The following is an 18,648-nucleotide window of genomic DNA, read 5'->3' as shown; positions in this document are numbered from 1 at the left end:
ATTCCGGCTACCGGACTGATCGAGTTGATCGTCTGATTCGCGTACTGAAGTGCTGTCACTGCCGCTTCAGGATTCATTCCCATAAGCTCAGTTAATGGACCCATAATCGGCATAGTGAGCGCCGCTAATCCGGATGATGAGGGAACAAGGAAAGAAAGTACACCAATCACGATGTACATGAACGTCGTGTAAATGACCGCAGGTACCCCGGAAAGAGCATTGGACATCCCATTCAAGATCGAATCGATGATCATGCCATTTTCGGCAACCACTAAGATCCCACGTGCTAGACCGATAATGCAGGCAGCGTACGCGAAGTCAGCGATCCCCTTGACGAACTCGTCCGCCATCACGCGCTCAGGAAGTCCTCCAACAATTCCGGCAAGAATGCCCATCGCGAGGAATACCATGGAGATCTCATCCATGTACCAGCCTTGAGCAATGAGTCCCCACACAATCACACCCATGCCAATGGCGAAGACTACCAACACGAGCTTCTGGCGGAGCTTGAATGGCAGTTCTTCACTTGTATCAAGTACCGCAAATTCTTCGCGCTTGGCAAAGTCATCCCGATATGTCACGGAATGCTTGGGATTCTTCTTCACACGCCTCGCGTACCACATCGCCCAGGCGATACCAGCTGCCGTGAGAATCACCCACAAGATCGCACGCAGCCACAGCTGAGGGTTACCTTCAATACCTATAATGCCTTGGGATATCAGAACATTAAAGGGATTGATCGTCGAGGCCGTGTAGCCAATGTTTGGTCCCAAGAAACAGATGATGAAGGCCGTCATGGAATCATATCCAAGCCCCATCATGATGGGTATAAATATCGCGTAGAAAGGCAGAGCTTCTTCCGACATCCCAAACGTCGTGCCACCTACAGACAGAATGAGCATAACAATCGGAATGATCAAAACGTCTTTGTTCTTCAGCCGCTTGATCACGTGGCTCATACCAGCGTTGATCGCGTTCGTCCGTGTGAGAATCGCGAAAGATCCTCCAATCAAGAGGACAAACGCAACAACATCCGCTGCAGCCTGGATTCCCTGCGTAGCTGCCATGAGAATCTGCGGGATGCCTTGACGAAGGTCAATGGTCTCACCTGTATCCGGATCGGTGTAGACCTTGTCAATTTCGTGATAGCTGCCAGCAATGGCAACTTCTCTATCCCCTGCTGGCGTAGAGATTACCTCAGTATCAAACTGACCAGATGGAATGATCCATGTCAAGATGGCGAAGACAATGATCAAGAAGAATGCGATGGTGTACACGTGGGGAAGCCGAAACTTGAACTTCTTCTTTTTTCCCACATCTTTGTCGGATTCGGTGTTGTTAATGGTCATCTTACAAAAACCCCTAGAGTTTCCTGCTCTCCTCCCACCACTTCGTAGAGGAGAGTGCCTAGCCTATGAGACGGGAAGCCCACTACCTTTCAACATGAACGTCACTGTAAGACCTCCTCAGTCATTCTAGAACCTTCTAGAATGATTCATTTCTATAGCTTAAGGATTCCCGTGTCAATGGAATCTGACCAATCCGATCACACTGGCTTCTAGGATTTTGATGAAGGTCCACCATATTAGCCCTTAAGTCCCAAATCGAACGCCACGAGAAGTCGATACCGAAGACGGCTGCGCTGACGCCACCCAGACAATGAAACAGAGAGTGCCCGGCCAAACCGGCCGGGCACTCTCACCTTATATCTGAACTAACTAGCCGCTTCTTGGAAGCCCGGAATGTCGAACTACTGCCGCCATGTCCGGAGAGGAAACGTTCTCCTCACGGTCATCTGACTTGGGAATCACAAGAAGAACTCGTGAACCCACGGGTAAATCCTTGAGGAAGTCGAACACTGTAGCACCTCATCGGCAACCGGTCGGTCGCCTGACAATCCTTCGGGTTCGCCTCTCCACGAGTTCTCAGAAAGCTTGCCTTCCTATGACGTGGCCGGAAAGAGTCAGTCCCTATCCTGTCACGAGCTGGCTCAGAAGAATTTGTATTGGACTGCCGTTGGCAACGATGAATCAAAAGGTTCATCGTTGCCGCATACTTGCCTCACGTAATCCGCCAGAACCGGCGAGTCAGCGGCGTTCTCCTCACCCTTATGTTCTTCAATAACGGTGTTCTGCAGGCCCGAGGACACATCACTATCTCGGAATTCAAGGACTGGATTGCCGTCCTCGGTCCACATGTGCGATGAGGGTCCAGAACTTGGACCGGCTAGTTACTGGGCAGCGGGTAGGAAACCGAGAATATCCACCACGGCCACCATGGCTGGCGAGGAGACTTGTTGCTCCCCACCATCAGATTCTGGGATCGTCAGGAGGACACGCGATCCGACGGGTACCCCATCCAATGAATCAAAGACCGTTCCGCTACCAAGGACGATTTGCTGTGCGCCTTGGAAATCTTCCGGTTCACCGGTCCACGAGTTTTCTGACACTTCGCCATCCCAAGAGATGGCGGCGTAGTTCATGAACAACGTAGCGCCTTCGCCGGTCACTTCTTCTCCGCTTCCGCGAGTGATCACGGTGGCTTCGAGTTCAGTGGGGGCCTTCTCACCATCATTGACCGCAATATCGGTCACGGGAGCGCCTGCTTCGGCGTCCAGAGTCACGGGAAGTTCATCTGCAGGGGTTTCCACGGTTGCGTCCGCTTCGCCAGTGCTGGCAGACGACCAGCTGTCATGTACCTCGATGTAGAACGCGATGGTGTCATCCGGGCCAATTCCCGCCGCAGAGTTTCCTCCCTGAGGGCCATAGCCGTAATCCGTTGGGATGGAGATGATGTACTTGCCACCGGCGTGATGGCCGTCCAATGCGTAGGTCCATCCGCTGACAAGGTTAGAAAGAGGGAATCCGGCGGAGTTTCCCGCGGGGAACGAGGAATCGAACGGCTCGTCACTTCCCCATACCTGACCCGTGTAATCAACCTTGACGATCGATTCGGGAACGATCTCCTCGCCTTCGCCTTCCTCCACCACACTGACTTGAATATCTGCAGGTGCATCACTCTCAGGGAACTCAAGGACGGCGTTACCGTCCTCATCTTCCGTGGCGGTGGGCATACCCTCGTCGGATTCCACCACCTCAGGTGCTTCGGTTGGCGATTCGCTGGGGTTTTCGCTGACCGAACCAGTTGCTCCTTCACTCGGGGAACCGTCGGTATCGTCAGAGTTGCACGCTGAAAGCGTGAGGGCAAGGCCAACCGCCAGTACAGCCGCAGTAATACGCGGGCGCATAGTACCTTTCAAGAATGTCAATGGGTGTGCGTGGGAAGGCGTCGGGCGTCAATCAGTGGAAAGAATCGCCGCAGGCGCAGGAACCCTGAGCATTCGGGTTATCAATGGTGAAACCCTGACGCTCGATGCTGTCAGCAAATCCGATGCTCGCACCATCAAGGTATGGGCGGGACATCTTGTCCACAATCACCTCAACGCCGTCAAAATCGCGAAGGGCATCTCCATCGAGAATGCGCTCGTCGAAGTACAGCTGGTACATGAGGCCTGAACAGCCTCCTGGCTGAACCGCGATCCGAAGGCGAAGATCATCGCGCCCTTCCTGCTCGAGGAGTGTTTTGACCTTTGCGGCCGCCTCGTCGGAGAGCATGACGTTATGTGTTGCGGTATCGAGAATCTCGGTCATCGAAAACCTTCCGTAGTAGTCCTCTGTTCAGAGTATCGCCATCCTAGTAGTTAGTTCCAGCCCCATGTGCGTGCAACGCGCCCCACAATTTCTTCGAGCCTGCGGGGCAGATCCGCCAGTTCCTCAGTAGTTGCCTCCGATTCGGAGAAGGAACGTTCGGGACGAATCTCATAAGCGCCGTTCAGTCCAAGGCGAGCCAGTTCGCCCTTTCGAATCGCCCCAGAATCGTAGATCACCACCACGGGCACCCCGCTCTCCGCCGCAATTCTGCTACCGGCGAGCAAACCGGAGGGCAAGTCCTCCCCGATGTGTCCGCACACGTACACGAACAGATCGCTGTGCTCGATCTCCTCGCCCATGGGGTCCACGCACAGATGCCCGGCGGTCACGATCTGGCCGCCCAGAAGCGCCAAAATATACGCGATTCCACCGCCGCATCCTGCGTAAATGTTGCGTTCGAACCCTCCGCCCGCCCCCACAATGGTGAGGCCACCGGTACGCTCAGGAATCTGCGCCACGATCTCACTAAAAGTATTCTCGAATTGCTGAGCCTGTTCAGCTCCAAGCCCGTGGGCAATCCACGATCTGGCAACGCCCGAGAGCCCCAACAGCTGCTGTTCGCCAGGCACAACTACCTCAACGCGCATGTTCCCCAACCGGTGGCGCGCACCCTGAAGCTGGTCGGCAATCGGACCCGCACCGGCCAGCGGCTCAAGCAAGCCCGTTCCCAAATCGCTCACGGAACCCGGAACCGGCAACACCACACGCACCCGTTCGGCCCCGCGGGAGGCAGCCCACACCAGATCATCGCCCACCAGCCGCGAAGAACGGATGGCGCCCTCCTGCGGAATGCCGTTCAGGATGTGGGTGTAGTCCAACAGCACGCTTGCACCCGCTTGCGAACCCGGATCTGACCAATAGGCAAAGTGCCTCTCTCCAGCCTCCCCGCGTTCCACGGGCTGCGGATTCGCCCCGGCCAACACGTCCTCGGCACCAGAACCCACGAACGGCATGCCAATCGCATCGGTCACCGGCCTAGAGGCGATCGTATCTGGACGTTCTGTCAGCCACGCCTGCCTGACGATGGCATGAGCCTCCCCCACCCGCAATCCGGGCAGGGGAGAAACGGCCAGAGCAACTCTCACAGTTCGTTGCCGAGCCGCGCGATAAGCGCCGCCTCCGCCACAATGGCGTTACGCCAATCGGCAAGATGCAGAGATTCGTTTTGCGAGTGAGCGCGAGTATCGGGATCCTCCACGGCAGTCACCAAGATTTCGGCCGCCGGGAACACCTCGTGTAGATCTGCGATGAACGGGATGGACCCGCCCACACCAATATCCACCGATTCGGTTCCCCACGCCGTCTCAAGCGCCCAGCGCGCGGCAACCGTGGCTGGCGTGTCCTCGCCGGCCTTGAAGGCGGGACCGGTTTCTTCGATGTTCACGGCAACGTGGGCACCCAACGGTGCGTGTGCTTCCAGATGCGCCTTGAGCGCCTCGGCGGCCTCGCGGGGGGCCTGGCCCGGGGCAACGCGCATGGAGATCTGGGCGGTGCACGATGGGATGAGCGTGTTCGATGATTTCGCCACGCTCGTGACGTCCATGCCGATCACGCTGATGGCCGGCTGGGTCCACAGCCGGGACGCAAGAGATCCGTGGCCGGCAAGCTCAACGCCGTCCAACACTCCGGCATCTGCGCGCAGGTCAGCTTCAGCGTATTCGGCTTCTGCATCGTCATAAGACGTCAGTCCGGATACGGCCACGGAACCGTCCGGATTGTGAAGGGTGGAAATCAACCGGGACATGAGGGTCACGGCGTCCAGGATGGGGCCACCGTATGCGCCGGAGTGGAGCGCGTGGTCCAACACATCCAATTGCACGGACATACTGGTGACTCCACGCAACGAGGTGGTCAGCGATGGGGTGCCCACCTTCCAGTTATTGGAATCGGCAACAACAATCACGTCCGCCTTCAGGCGGTCCCGGTAGGCATCAAGGAAATCGTGGAACGTTGGAGAACCAACCTCTTCCTCACCTTCGATGAATAGAGTGACACCAACGCCAGTGGATTCCCCGAGGGCCGCGAGCGCTCCCATATGCACCATGATCCCGGCCTTGTCATCGGCGGTACCGCGTCCGAACAGACGCCCGTCACGCTCCACCGGCTCAAAGGGATCAGAGTTCCACCCAGCGCGATCGCCCTCAGGCTGAACATCGTGGTGCGCGTACAGCAGGATCGTGGGCTTGCCATCTTGTGCCTGACGGTGCGCCAGTACGGCGGGACGGCCCACCTTGCCGGAGGCCGTCGTCAGCTGGATGACTTCGGTATCGAGCCCACGTTCGCGGGCAAGTTCGGCAACAGCCTCGGCGCTGCGGCGAACCTGCTCCTGATCGAAGGAATCAGCGGAGACCGAGGGGATGCGGACAAGATTCTCCAGCTGGCCACGATGGGTGGGCAACTGAGCATCGACGGTAGATGCAATTTCCTCAAAGGTAGTCATAATCCAAGACTAGCCACTTCAATTATCAGGAGCGAACGCTTGTGGGTTTTTGACGACGACGGCGAATCCTCAGCCCCAGCGCCCATTTCGGGAGCGACTACACATTGCCCCGTGTGGAGGTAGCAGAACTACCGGACGTAGTATAGAACTGTATGCTCACACACGCCGTGGGCCTGACCCGAGATGGAGAACACGTGATCAAAGGTAAGAAGGGAACTTCACCTGAGGAAGCCCCGGCCGAGGAGACTCAGCTGGAATCCACACCGGCCCTACCCAAGGGATACTCCCCAAAGAAGGGGACGCCCACTCCCAAGCGGCGCGATGTGGAAGCCGCCCATCGCAGCCCGTTGATCTCCGATCGCAGCAAGATGTCCAAGGCGGAGAAGAAGGCGCTCAAGCAAGCTGATCGTGCCAAGGCTGATGCTCGTTGGCAAAAGGAACAGCGCGCCATGAAGACCGGCGATGAGCGAAACATGCCTATCCAGCACGCAGGGCCGGTTCGCAGATTCGCACGCGATTACCTCGATGCCCGTTCGGGTATCGGACTGGGTTTCATGCCGTTAGCGCTCGTCCTTCTGGTCACGATCGTGCTTCAGGGCTTCAACCCTGAGCTTTTCATTATCGTGACTATCGCGATCTACGCCCTCTTTATTCTCATGATTGTCGATTCGGCGTGGGCAACTCGCAACGCCCGCCTACTGAGCGAATACAAGTTCGGCGCCGATAGCGTTCCCCCGCGCTTCACGTGGCAGATGTTTACCCGCACGTTCTACCTGCGGCGTTGGCGCTTGCCCGTCCCGATGGTCAAGCGGGGCGAATACCCCGAGGGCGGCTCCCCAACGCTGCTGAAGCCCGCTCGCAAGGCACACCGCGCTCAGAAGAAGAGTAAATAATCATCCGGCCGTGCGCGCGAGTGCTCGGTTCACCTTTCCTGGCATGAACGGGCCTTCGTAGATGAATCCCGTGAGTACCTCAACCAGATCCGCTCCGGCGCTCACCATTCGGTGGGCGTCGTTTGCGTTGAAGATGCCGCCCACACCAATGATGATCTTGTCTGGTCCCAAAACAGACCTCAGATAGGCAACAGTTTCCGTTGCCCTATCAAGGAGCGGCGCGCCGGAAAGCCCGCCTTCGCCGTAGGTGTGGGCAATCGTGGTGTTGGATGCGACAATGCCGTCCAGTTCCTCTTCGCCCACCATGTCAGCCACCGCTGCAACATCATCATGGGCAAGGTCAGGGGCGATTTTGATGAGAACGGGAACGTGGCGTTCGCCAGCGCGCAGCGCAGCCTCTCGTGTGGCTCTGGCAATCTCCTTCAGCGAGCTGACCGCTTGCAGATCGCGCAAGCCCGGCGTGTTCGGTGAGGACACATTAATCACCAAGTAATCGGCATACCTCGCCAATTTCGTGGCGCACACAGCGTAATCGGCGGCGGCATCTTCCGCCGTTGTCCACTTGTTCTTCCCGATGTTCACGCCAACGATGGCCGAACGCCCCCGTTTCGTGGAGCGGAGCCTTGCCAGTTCCGCCGCGGCTGCATCGGCCCCCTGGTTGTTGAATCCCATCCGATTGCGGAAAGCGCTCTCCTCCGGTACGCGCCACAGGCGTGGCGCCTCATTACCCGGCTGAGGCAGTGGCGTAATCGTGCCAACTTCGGTGAAGCCGAAGCCCAAAGCGATGGTGCCAAGAACGGCCTCGGCATCCTTATCCTGACCGGCGGCAAGTCCGAGCCTGCCGGGCACCGGGCGCCCCAGAATACCCGCGAAACGGCCACCACCCGTATACCCCACAGTGGCGGCGCATGGCCGTGCCAACGGGGAACGCCCGAAAGCGCCGATTGCCTTCATCGCACCGTCGTGTGCCTTCTCCGGATCTGTGTGAACCAACAGGTGGCGATAGAGCCATTGATAAAGCACGTTATCCTCCGTTACGCGTTGCTATGTGTGAGGGTGAGGACCACACCAACCACACGAGCGCTGCAACAGCGCCGATCGTTGGTAGGTAGAAATATGTGGATCCCCCGTCAAACCATGGGCTCACGGGTACGATCTGGGAATGGCTCATGAAGAGAAGGAAAATGGGAGCCACCACATTGATGGTCCATGTCAGAGCAGCAACAATGCGCATTTTCCGCCCGTTGTGGAGCAAGCCGATTGCTCCGGCAAGCCACGACACATCGGCAACAAGAGTCAGGACGGCCGCCGGAATATCGCCATCAACAAATTCCTGAGTGGACGCCACAATCCCCCGCCACGTGAACAGGACGGCGCCCACGGCCAACAGGCACAGCAAAACCCACGGCCATCCGTGGGTAGAGGTCCGATCATCGGCTAATGGCTGTTCGTCACTCAATTCTGACGCCCCCGCCGGCGATCTTCCCTACGCTTCTGCTCATTCCATTGACGCATGGAATCCGGGTATCCGGTCTTCACCACTTCATACAGCGGGATCTCCATTTTTCCGGTGAGATCAACAGCCGTCTTCAGATCCGGGACGCGCCTGCGAGTCCATTCACCATCGCGGGCCACCAGCAGCAACGCCGATTGTTCGCGCGGTGTTTCCGGCTCAAAGTATCCTTCAACGCCCGTGCGCGAGGAAACGAACTGATGAAAGTGATCAATCGTTGCTGAACGTGCTGCCTTCTGGTCACGGCGCGGAGCATCCTGACCGCTAGCAGAGCCGCCCTTTCGGCGCGAGAAAAGTCCCATGGTGTAAGGCTATCTGGAATCGGCGATGAATCGCAGACAAAACGTTCGCCGTGGGCCACGAAACTTCCCAAATATGCTGCTTTGACGCCAGCAGGAAGGTAACCTCTCAAGCAAGGAACGCGTTCGCCGGCAACGGTATTTTCCTTCTGTTGCCCGCGGCACAATGAAACAACTGTGATTTTTCCGTCCTAAAAGAGGATAATTGGGACGTAGGTACTAACTGCAAGGGTTGGACCATTCCTAGCTTGAGGGAGATGTAAGTGGCTGAGACCCAGGAATACGACATTGTGGTGCTCGGAGCTGGTAGTGGCGGATACGCAGCCTCCATCCGTGCAGCAGAGCTCGGACTGAAGGTCGCACTCATCGAAGGTGACAAGGTAGGCGGAACGTGCCTGCACCGCGGCTGCATACCAACGAAGGCTTTGCTTCATGCCGCAGAGGTTGCCGATGAGATGCGCGAAAGCGATTCGATTGGAGTGCGTGGCTCCTTCGAAGGCATCGATATGCAGGCACTCAACAGCTACAAATCTGGCGTTGTTGACCGGATGTACAAGGGCCTGAGCGGGCTCATCAAGTCCCATAAGGTCGATACCATCAACGGCTGGGGCCGCTTGGTTGATAAGAACACTGTGGACGTGGACGGAACGCGGTACACCGGAAAGAACGTTATTCTCGCCTCCGGCTCCTACTCCAAAACCATCGGGTTGGACATCACTGGCCGCGTCATTACCTCCGATCAAGCACTCAACATGGAGGAGGTGCCCGGTTCAGCGGTGATTCTGGGCGGCGGCGTTATCGGCGTGGAATTCGCATCTGTCTGGGCATCGTACGGTGCAGATGTCACCATCATTGAAGGCCTCCCCCATCTGGTTCCCAACGAAGACGAATCCGTATCAAAGAACCTTGAGCGAGCATTCCGCAAGCGCGGGATTAAGTTCAAGACCAAGACCATGTTCGATCACGTTGATCAGCATGATAATGGCGTCACCGTCCACACTCAGGATGGCAAGACCTTCGATGCCGATTACCTCCTCGTGGCCATCGGCCGCGGCCCGGCTACGGCAAACCTCGGGTACGAAGAAGCTGGTATCGAAATGGATCGAGGATTCGTCCTCACCAATGATCGCCTCCAAACAAACGTTGAGGGCGTGTACGCCGTTGGTGACATTGTTCCCGGCCTGCAGCTAGCTCACCGAGGATTCCTCCAAGGAATATTCGTGGCAGAAGAAATTGCGGGGCACAACCCGAAGGTCATTGATGAGAATACGATCCCACGCGTCACATTCTGCAATCCGGAAATCGCCTCCGTTGGGCTGAACCAGAACAAGGCAGAAGAAAAGTACGGCAAGGACAATATCGAAGCTGTGGAGTTCAACTTGGCCGGAAACGGCAAGTCCCAGATGCTCGGAACAGCAGGGTTTGTTAAGCTCGTGCGCCAGAAGGATGGACCAATCGTTGGTTTCCATGCAATTGGTGCCCGCATGGGTGAACAGGTAGGCGAAGGCGAGCTGATGGTGGCTTGGGAAGCATTCCCCGAAGATTTCGAAGGCCTCATCCACGCTCACCCCACCCAGAACGAATCCATCGGTGAGGCCGTTCTGGCGCTCGCCGGCAAGCCACTCCACACTCACAACTAGGACGAGGGAAGAACACATGTCCGTAGACATTAAGATGCCGGCTCTCGGTGAATCTGTCACAGAGGGTACGGTCACCACGTGGCTGAAGAGCATTGGCGATGCTGTAGAACAGGATGAGCCAATCCTCGAAGTCTCAACCGACAAAGTGGACACCGAGGTTCCGGCTCCCGCTTCCGGCGTGCTCGAATCAATCGCGGTTCAAGAGGACGAAGAAGTTGCCGTTGGTACAGTGCTTGGCACCATCGGGGACGGCTCAGCACAGAGCTCAGCTTCTGCTGAACCAGCACCCGAAGCCGCGCCCGCAGAACCCGAGGCACCCGCTGAGCCAGCAGCTTCCGCACCATCTGCGGATGCACCCGCATCCTCTGACGGCATTGAGGTCAAGATGCCGGCCCTCGGCGAATCCGTGACCGAAGGCACCGTCACCACATGGCTCAAGGCCGTGGGCGATGCAGTGGAACAGGATGAGCCAATCCTCGAGGTTTCTACCGATAAGGTAGATTCCGAGGTCCCGGCACCAGCCGCTGGAATTCTCCAGAAGATCCTCGTTGAGGAAGATGACACCGTAGAAGTTGGCACTGTGCTCGCCTACATCGGCGACGAGGCTGCGCCAGCCGCTGCTCCGGCGAAGCCCGAGGCCCCTGCAGAGGCGCCAGCGCCACCCGCACCTAGCCCAGCTCCGGCACCCGCAGCCTCAGCACCCTCTCCGGCACCGGCACCAGCCGCCCCCGTGGAGACGGGCTCCGAGCCCGGTGGCTACGTCACCCCGATCGTTCGCAAGCTCGCACGCGAGAACAGCGTTGATCTGTCCTCGCTGAAGGGCACGGGCGTCGGTGGGCGTATTCGCCGTCAGGATGTAGAGGATGCCATCAAGGCCGCCAAGGAAGCTGAGGAAGCGAAGGCCAAGGAAGCAGCTGCTCCAGCCCCAGCCGCACCGGCACCGGCCGCTGCCCCATCCAAGCCCTCCGCGGAGGCCGCCAAGCTACGCGGCACCACGCAGAAGATGCCGCACATGCGCACGGTCATTGCCAAGCGCATGGTGGAGTCCCTGCAGGTCTCGGCCCAGCTGACCACGGTGATCGAAGCGGATGTCACCAAGATCGTTGCCCTACGCGGCGCAAAGAAGGCGGAGTTCCAGGAGAAGGCCGGCACAAAGCTCACCTTCCTCCCCTTCTTCGTCAAGGCAGCCACGGATACGCTCAAATCGCATCCGAAGGTCAACGCCTCCATCGATGGCAAGCAGGTGCACTACTGGGATCACGAGCATCTGGGCATCGCGGTTGACGCACCCAAGGGCCTCATGGTTCCCGTGATCAAGGACGCCGGCGATCTCAACATCGCAGGAATCGCCAAGGCCATCAACGAAAAGGCCGCTGCCGTGCGCGACGGCTCGATCGCTCCCGGCGATCTGTCCGGATCCACGTTCACCATCACGAACACGGGTTCCGCTGGGGCCCTGTTCGATACTCCGATCATCAACCAGCCTGAGGTTGCAATTCTGGGTATTGGCACTATCGTCAAGCGTCCGGCAGTGATCAAGGATGCAGATGGCAACGAAGTGATTGGCCTGCGCTCGATGGTCTACTTGGCCCTGAGCTACGATCACCGCTTGGTTGACGGTGCAGATGCTGGCCGCTACCTCTCCGATCTCAAGCGCCGCCTTGAATCGGGCGATTTTGAGAGCGATCTCGGTATCTAGCAGTTAGCCACTGAGCCTTCAAAGGCCGGGGTGCGGACACCGCGCCCCGGCCTTCGTCGTCGTCAATCCCCCACGCACTCACTCACGGCCTCCACTCTCCACGGAATCCCGGCCACGTCCCACTGGGCACAACGCGAGGGTAACTCCCCCACGGGCTCCTCGCCCTGAATCTCCAGAATCTCCTGAGTGGTCCATACTTCAAGCCGCGCGGCCGGAACGCTGTCCTCACAGCTCACAACGGTCACGGCATCCACACGCGTGCTTAACGTGAGGATCTCATAGCCTGCCATGGAAGCCAGCAGCTCCTCATCATCCGCGCGGGCCTTGCTTCCCTCACCGCTCAACGCGAGAAGGCCCGGCGCGTCCGATTCACGCAGCGCCACGTCGCGGGCCTCAACAAGTTCGGATACCTCCCACGCAATATCGCCATCGCACGGACCGGGTGCGGTTTCGGCACGTGTGGCGATGGGTGCCGGTTTCTCCGCGTGGTCCGCCCCTGGCAACCCAATGATCACGGCGAACGCCAGTCCCACCCCAAAAGCGCATCCTGCCGCCACGTATCGCATGTCCATCACCTCGCCCCAAGCCCACCACAGGGACGCCTGCCTTGCAGAAGTTATCCACAGGCCCTCCGTCTTTGGGCGGAGCGTCGCCTATCAACTAGACTCAGGTCAGTTAGAACGTTGAAAGGTTGGACGAGGGCGGTCATGGCAAGAGAAAAGAAGGCACCGGGCCAGAAGAAGAAGCACTGGTGGAATTATTTGGGCGATGCCTACCGCATCACCAAGCGCACTTTTTCGTGGCTCCCGTGGGGCCTTCTGGGTGCCTTCGCCATTGGTCTGGCCATCGGCCTGATCCCGGCAATCGTGACGGGAAGCTGGCTCCAGTGGATGCTTCTTGGCGTCGTATTCGCGATGACCTTCCCGATGTTCCTGCTCCTGCGCTTGGTTCGTAAGGCCAGCTATTCGCAGCTCAAGGGGATGCCGGGCGCCGCCTCCGCGGTTCTGGACAACTTGGGCCGTGGCTGGAACGTCAAAACTGAGCCCGTGCGGGTTAACCCACGGAGCCAAGAAATGGTATTCCGCGCGCTCGGGCGCCCCGGCGTTGTGCTGGTGAGCGAGGGAACGAAGAGCCGAGCTGGCCGCCTGCTGACTGACGAGCGCAAGGCGATCAAGCGCGTTGCCCCCTCAGCCCCCATCCACGAGATCATGCTGGGCGAACAAGACGGCCAGGTGAGCCTTGAGCAACTTGAGAAGAAGATCAAGAAGCTCAAGAAGCAGATCACGGCGCAAGAGGTGGCGGCGCTGGGTTACCGCCTTGAGGCGCTGAATAAGAATTCGTTGGGGATTCCCAAGGGAATCGACCCGATGAACGCGCGCCCGAACCGCCGGGCTATGCGCGGCAAGTAAGGAGAAATGGGGGCCCGCGTGGCTCCCATTTTTATTACCTAGAACACACGGCTTGTAACATGTTGGAAACATTACAGTGACGCTAGATTAATTCTCATCGATTATTCTGGCCTAGAACGCGAATTCCCGCGAACAACTAAGGAGCGATTATGTTCTCGAGCGCCGAAGAGGCAATTGCCTACACAAAGGAGCAGGGGGTCAAGTTCATTGACGTTCGCTTCTGCGATTTGCCCGGTATCATGCAGCACTTCACCATTCCCGTCATTGCGTTTAAGGATGACGTTTTCACTGACGGTCTGATGTTTGACGGTTCGTCCATCCGCGGCTTCACCGCAATCCACGAATCGGATATGAAGCTGGTACCCGACGTTTCCAGCGCTTTCATTGATCCATTCCGCAAGGACAAAACCCTTGTCATGAACTTCTCCATCGTGGATCCGTTCACGGAGGAAGTGTTCTCCCGCGATCCGCGCAACATTGCGGCCAAGGCTGAGGATTACCTGCGCTCCACCGGCATCGCGGACACCGTGTTCTTCGGCGCTGAGGCCGAGTTCTACATCTTCGACGATGTCCGCTTTGGCGAGGATGTTCGTCAGTCCTTCTACAAGTTGGATTCCGAAGAGGGCTGGTGGAACACCGGCGAGGAAACCGAAGGCGGCAACCTCGGATACAAGACCCGCATCAAGGGCGGCTACTTCCCCGTTTCCCCAAATGATCACTACACCGAACTGCGCAACGAGATGTGCAACCACCTCGAAGAGGTCGGGCTTGTCGTGGAGCGCGCTCATCACGAAGTGGGCACCGGCGGCCAGCAGGAGATCAACTACACGTTTGACACCCTCCAGTCCGCAGCTGACGACATGATGAAGTTCAAGTACATCATCAAGAACACGGCGTGGGAGGAAGGCAAGACGGTCACGTTCATGCCCAAGCCCCTGTTCGGAGATAACGGCTCCGGCATGCACTGCCATCAGTCGTTGTGGAAGGACGGCCAGCCACTGTTCGCCGATGAGAAGGGCTACGGCGGCCTGTCCGATCTTGCCCGCTGGTACATTGGCGGCCTGCTCAAGCACGCCCCCTCGCTTCTGGCATTCACCAACCCCTCGATTAACTCCTTCCACCGCTTGGTTCCGGGCTTCGAGGCCCCCGTGAACCTCGTGTACTCGGCTCGTAACCGCAGTGCGTGTATCCGCATCCCAACCTCCGGTTCTTCGCCGAAGGCCAAGCGCATCGAATTCCGCGTGCCCGATCCTTCGGCGAACCCCTACTTGGCGTTCTCCGCCATGCTCATGGCGGGCTTGGATGGCATCAAGAACCGGATCGAGCCTGCTGATCCGATCGATAAGGACCTCTACGAGCTTCCTCCCGAGGAGCATGAGCTCATCGATCAGCTCCCCGAGTCCTTTGAGGCCGCTCTGGAGGCTCTTGCCGCAGATCACGATTACCTGACCGAAGGTGACGTGTTCACCGAGGATCTCATCGAGACCTGGATCGATTACAAGACGGAGAAGGAAATCGCTCCTCTTCGCCAGCGTCCTCATCCCTATGAGTTCGCGTTGTACTACGACATTTAAGCTGACGTAACGATGGGGGGCACGGGCCGGGTGGTTCGTGCCCCTCGTTGCTTATTGGGGTTCACGTTGGTTTGTTTTTTGACGACGACGGCGGGCCCCTCGTCACTTAGCTCACATATACAGCGTTGTGCATAGTTATGCAAGAACGAGTATGCTAATCGCAGAAGACGTGCTTCGTTTTCACCCGTTTGTCTCACAAAGGAGAACCCATGCGCCGCACACTGACCGCCGTTCCGGCTTTGGCCGCCGCTCTCATGCTCACACTCGCCGCGTGCGGGGGTGATTCGGATTCGGGGGCCGATGATCCGGCGGGGGCTGGATCTGAAACGCCCGGCTTCGACGTCTCATCAATCGAAGAGAACCCCGATGTTTCCGCATTGGTTCCTGAGTCCGTGGCCTCCGATGGCAAGCTGACCGTAGGAAGCAACATCTACTACGCCCCGGCCGAGTTCTACGCCGAGGACGGGAAAACGCCTGTCGGCTACGACGTGGACCTCATGAAGGCACTTTCTGCCACGATGGGGCTGGATTTGGATCTGCAGAACGCCGAGTTCGCATCGATCCTCCCGGGGATTCCAGAGAAGTACGAACTGGGCATCGCCAACATCTCCATTAACCCGGAGCGCCAAGAGAACTTCAACATGATCGAATACTTCACCGTGGGATCGTCATGGGCTGTTCAGGCAGGTAATCCCGAGGGCTTTGATCCGGACGATTTCTGCGGTAAGTCCGTTGGCGTCCAGCAGGGCACCGTCCAAGATGAGGAGCTGGCAGAAGCCGCTCAGGCGTGCGATGAGGCTCCGGACATTCAGCGTTACGATCAGCACTCCGCCGCAACAACTGCTCTGGTGGGTGGCAAGGTCGTAGCCCTGTACTCCGATTCTTCAGTGACCGATTACGCGATTGCTCAGACCTCCGGTCAGCTTGAGCAAGTTGGTGACGTTACTGGCGAGACTCCCATGGGAATCGTGACCGCCAAGTCCGATGATGAGATGACCGAGGCAACCCAGGCCGCTGTTCAGGCGCTCATGGACGATGGCACACTCGATGATATCTTCGCCGAGTGGGGCATCACCGATGGTGTCTCCACCGAAGCCGTCATTAACCCTGTGGAGTGACATGAGTTCCCCTACATCCTCAGATATCCCGGAGCTGATCAAAGCAAAGCCGGTTAAACACTGGGGCAGGTGGGTTTCGGCTGCTGTTGTTGCCGTGCTTGCCGCGATGATGGCCAACGGGCTCATCACCAACCAGAACTTCCACTGGGACATTGTGCTTGCCACGCTGTTCCGCCCAGAGATCTTCAAGGCGATCGGGTGGACGTTGCTCTTGACCGTGGTATCCATGGTGATCGGCATCGCTCTGGCCGTGACGCTCGCGATCATGCGCCGCTCCGAGAATCCCATCCTGCGATGGGTTTCCATGGCCTATATCTGGTTCTTTCGTGGAACGCCGATTTACACGCAGCTGATCTTCTGGGGGCTCATCGGCGTCCTGTACCCGCGCATGTCCCTCGGCATCCCATTCGGCCCGGAGTTCTTCGAATTCCGCACCTACGATGTCATCACGGCAGGCGTGGCTGCGATGCTGGGCCTCGGGCTCAACGAGGCCGCCTACCTTTCAGAGATCGTCCGAAGCGGGTTGAATTCGGTGGACGTTGGTCAGGAGGAGGCGGCGCGAGCCGTTGGCATGAACGAGCGTAAGATTCTCCAGCGCATCGTTATTCCACAGGCCATGCGGGTGATCGTGCCACCAACGGGCAACGAGACCATCTCCATGCTGAAAACAACCTCTTTGGTCACAGCCGTGCCGTTCACGCTTGAACTCACCCGTGTGACAAACGATATGGGAACGCACAGCCTGCTCCAGATCCCCTACCTTGTGGTGGCGGCCATCTGGTATCTGGTGATCACCTCTATTCTCATGGTGGGGCAGGCGCAACTGGAGCGGTACTACGGTAAGGGCACTCAATCTGAGCGGAAGCTTGGCAGGCGTGCGGGTGTGCGTCAGCGTTCAACGCGCCAAGAGGCGATCAACGCAGCCCAAACCACACCGCCCAACAACACCTCAGAATGGACGCCGTAGCCATGGCAATGGTTGAGATTGACAACGTACATAAGTTCTTCGGAGACCTCCACGTCCTCAAGGGGACGTCCCTGAGTGTGGGCCAAGGTGAGGTGTGCGCGATCCTCGGGCCCTCAGGTTCTGGTAAGTCCACTCTCCTTCGGTGCGTCAACGTGCTCGAAGAAATCCAAGCCGGGGCTATTACGGTTGACGGTCAGCTCATGGGTTTCCACCGGGACTCCTCGGGCACGCTCCACGAACTGACAACCAAGCAGCTTGCCGCTCAGCGGACGAACATCGGGATGGTGTTCCAACGCTTCAACTTGTTCCCCCACATGACGGCGCTCGGTAATGTCATGGAAGCCCCCGTTCAGGTCAAGGGAATATCCAAGAAGGAGGCCGCAGCCAAGGCTAAGGAACTCCTCGAACGGGTCGGACTCTCAGATCGCGCCGAACACTACCCTGCCCAGCTCTCTGGCGGCCAACAACAGCGCGTGGCCATTGCACGCGCGCTGGCGATGGAACCGGACGTCATGCTGTTTGACGAGCCCACATCCGCTCTGGACCCCGAGCTTGTGGGCGAAGTACTGGCCGTGATGAAAGATCTTGCCCAGTCAGGGATGACCATGATGGTGGTGACTCACGAGATGGGCTTTGCACGCGAGGTGGCGGATCACGTGGTGTTCATGGACGAGGGATACATCGTGGAGCAAGGTAAGCCCACCGATGTGTTCGATCATCCATCGAGTGATCGCACGCGGGACTTCCTCGCCAAGGTTCTCTAGGCGCTGGTTGTCGGGAGTTCCGGTTGCTTTCCCATCCACGTGAGCACCCGGTAGCCATCGGTTAGTGAGCCTTCTAGCTCCACAATCCCCGTATTCTCTGGGTGGTGGGCAAGCACGAATTCAGGATGAATGCCTGCCGCGCGTATGCCCGCCCACGTGGCGATCATCCCTCCGTGGGACACGAATGCTACCGAATCTGCACCGGATTCTTCGGCTTCCTGCACAACAGATTCGAAGCGTTCGATCACCTCAGATCCGGTTTCGCCGCCTCCGATTGGGCGGCTCAGATCGCCCTCGAACCACGCCACAAGCGTGCCGAAGTAGGCGTTGTATGCCTCGTTTGTGGATCCCCCTTCAAGGGTTCCCGCTTGAATCTCCCGGATTCCCTCGCGGATGGTGGGTTCCAGATTTCTGGCCGCAGCTAGGGGCGCGGCCGTCAGTTGGGTGCGAGTCAACGTGGAGACGTACAGAGAATCGATGGGAACGTCCTCCAGCCGCTTGGGCAGGCTTCTGGCTTGCTCGGTGCCCAGATCGGTCAGCAAGGCCCCCGGCTTTGCAGTGTCCAGCACATGGGCCACGTTGTTCGGTGTTTGGCCGTGGCGAATCAGACGAAGCCTCACGA

At 58.3% G+C, this 18,648-nt stretch carries 18 protein-coding genes; 8 read left to right on the top strand and 10 right to left on the bottom strand.

The genetic code is table 11. From position 1 onward, the window contains the following. From ACTHV6_RS07815 to ACTHV6_RS07795, 5 genes are all read right to left on the bottom strand, one after another. Positions 1–1,349 (bottom strand): YfcC family protein (locus tag ACTHV6_RS07815; protein WP_441386728.1); only part of this gene is annotated, 1,349 nt, incomplete at its 3' end. Positions 1,350–2,230: 881 nt separating this feature from the next. Beyond that, on the bottom strand, positions 2,231–3,247 hold the full coding sequence (locus ACTHV6_RS07810) for an FKBP-type peptidyl-prolyl cis-trans isomerase (protein WP_441386727.1): 1,017 nt from the start codon (positions 3,245–3,247) through the stop codon (positions 2,231–2,233). A gap of 52 nt (positions 3,248–3,299) precedes the next feature. After that, complete coding sequence (locus tag ACTHV6_RS07805; protein ID WP_441386726.1) at positions 3,300–3,650, bottom strand: HesB/IscA family protein; 351 nt, start codon at positions 3,648–3,650, stop codon at positions 3,300–3,302. 50 nt (positions 3,651–3,700) lie between these two features. Then, positions 3,701–4,795 carry a hypothetical protein gene (locus ACTHV6_RS07800; RefSeq protein ID WP_441386725.1) on the bottom strand — a complete coding sequence of 365 codons (1,095 nt, stop codon included), beginning with the start codon at positions 4,793–4,795 and terminating at the stop codon, positions 3,701–3,703. Beyond that, entirely contained in the window at positions 4,792–6,150 is a 1,359-nt protein-coding gene (locus ACTHV6_RS07795) for a dipeptidase (RefSeq protein ID WP_441386724.1), read from the bottom strand. The genes ACTHV6_RS07800 and ACTHV6_RS07795 overlap by 4 nt, the downstream gene beginning before the upstream one ends. 152 nt (positions 6,151–6,302) lie before the next feature. Between ACTHV6_RS07795 and ACTHV6_RS07790 the strand changes: the two genes are divergently transcribed. Beyond that, positions 6,303–7,043 (top strand): DUF3043 domain-containing protein, encoded by a 741-nt coding sequence (locus ACTHV6_RS07790; protein ID WP_441386723.1) that lies wholly within the window; start codon positions 6,303–6,305, stop codon positions 7,041–7,043. On the opposite strand, the gene ACTHV6_RS07785 is transcribed toward ACTHV6_RS07790, so the two are convergent. From ACTHV6_RS07785 to ACTHV6_RS07775, 3 genes are read right to left on the bottom strand one after another with little or no spacing between them, the layout of a single operon-like run. Next, complete coding sequence (locus ACTHV6_RS07785) at positions 7,044–8,066, bottom strand: quinone-dependent dihydroorotate dehydrogenase (RefSeq protein ID WP_441386722.1); 1,023 nt, start codon at positions 8,064–8,066, stop codon at positions 7,044–7,046. Between the two features lies 1 nt (position 8,067). After that, entirely contained in the window at positions 8,068–8,502 is a 435-nt protein-coding gene (locus tag ACTHV6_RS07780) for a hypothetical protein (RefSeq protein ID WP_441386721.1), read from the bottom strand. After that, entirely contained in the window at positions 8,499–8,858 is a 360-nt protein-coding gene (locus ACTHV6_RS07775; protein WP_441386720.1) for an oxidoreductase, read from the bottom strand. Before ACTHV6_RS07775 ends, ACTHV6_RS07780 begins: the two co-directional genes overlap by 4 nt. Before the next feature lie 260 nt (positions 8,859–9,118). Between ACTHV6_RS07775 and lpdA the strand changes: the two genes are divergently transcribed. Beyond that, positions 9,119–10,495, top strand: coding sequence for a dihydrolipoyl dehydrogenase (lpdA, locus tag ACTHV6_RS07770; protein ID WP_441386719.1), 1,377 nt, complete (start codon positions 9,119–9,121; stop codon positions 10,493–10,495). Positions 10,496–10,511: 16 nt separating this feature from the next. After that, positions 10,512–12,194, top strand: a complete 1,683-nt coding sequence (gene sucB, locus ACTHV6_RS07765; RefSeq protein WP_441386718.1) for a 2-oxoglutarate dehydrogenase, E2 component, dihydrolipoamide succinyltransferase — start codon at positions 10,512–10,514, stop codon at positions 12,192–12,194. A 62-nt stretch (positions 12,195–12,256) separates the two neighbouring features. On the opposite strand, the gene ACTHV6_RS07760 is transcribed toward sucB, so the two are convergent. Then, positions 12,257–12,760 (bottom strand): hypothetical protein, encoded by a 504-nt coding sequence (locus ACTHV6_RS07760; protein ID WP_441386717.1) that lies wholly within the window; start codon positions 12,758–12,760, stop codon positions 12,257–12,259. 141 nt (positions 12,761–12,901) lie between these two features. Between ACTHV6_RS07760 and ACTHV6_RS07755 the strand changes: the two genes are divergently transcribed. From ACTHV6_RS07755 to ACTHV6_RS07735, 5 genes are all read left to right on the top strand, one after another. Continuing rightward, positions 12,902–13,603: a DUF4191 domain-containing protein gene (locus tag ACTHV6_RS07755; RefSeq protein ID WP_441386716.1), complete on the top strand. Its 702-nt coding sequence runs from the start codon at positions 12,902–12,904 to the stop codon at positions 13,601–13,603. 149 nt (positions 13,604–13,752) lie between these two features. Further along, a complete protein-coding gene (glnA, locus tag ACTHV6_RS07750) occupies positions 13,753–15,177 on the top strand; it encodes a type I glutamate--ammonia ligase (protein WP_441386715.1) in 1,425 nt (474 codons plus the stop codon). 209 nt (positions 15,178–15,386) lie between these two features. Then, the gene (locus ACTHV6_RS07745) at positions 15,387–16,295 is read left to right on the top strand and encodes an ABC transporter substrate-binding protein (RefSeq protein WP_441386714.1); all 909 of its coding nucleotides are present in this window, start codon (positions 15,387–15,389) and stop codon (positions 16,293–16,295) included. A gap of 1 nt (position 16,296) precedes the next feature. Further along, positions 16,297–17,262: an amino acid ABC transporter permease gene (locus ACTHV6_RS07740; protein ID WP_441386713.1), complete on the top strand. Its 966-nt coding sequence runs from the start codon at positions 16,297–16,299 to the stop codon at positions 17,260–17,262. A gap of 2 nt (positions 17,263–17,264) precedes the next feature. Further along, positions 17,265–18,026: an amino acid ABC transporter ATP-binding protein gene (locus ACTHV6_RS07735; protein WP_441386712.1), complete on the top strand. Its 762-nt coding sequence runs from the start codon at positions 17,265–17,267 to the stop codon at positions 18,024–18,026. On the opposite strand, the gene ACTHV6_RS07730 is transcribed toward ACTHV6_RS07735, so the two are convergent. Continuing rightward, positions 18,023–18,646 carry a histidine phosphatase family protein gene (locus ACTHV6_RS07730; RefSeq protein WP_441386711.1) on the bottom strand — a complete coding sequence of 208 codons (624 nt, stop codon included), beginning with the start codon at positions 18,644–18,646 and terminating at the stop codon, positions 18,023–18,025. The two genes, ACTHV6_RS07735 and ACTHV6_RS07730, sit on opposite strands and share 4 nt — an antisense overlap. Between the last annotated feature and the right edge of the window lie 2 nt (positions 18,647–18,648).

Origin of the sequence: Ancrocorticia sp. (assembly GCF_052089425.1) — a bacterium.
In the GTDB taxonomy this organism is placed as follows: domain Bacteria; phylum Actinomycetota; class Actinomycetes; order Actinomycetales; family Actinomycetaceae; genus Ancrocorticia.
This window is presented reverse-complemented; position numbering and strand designations above follow the sequence as displayed.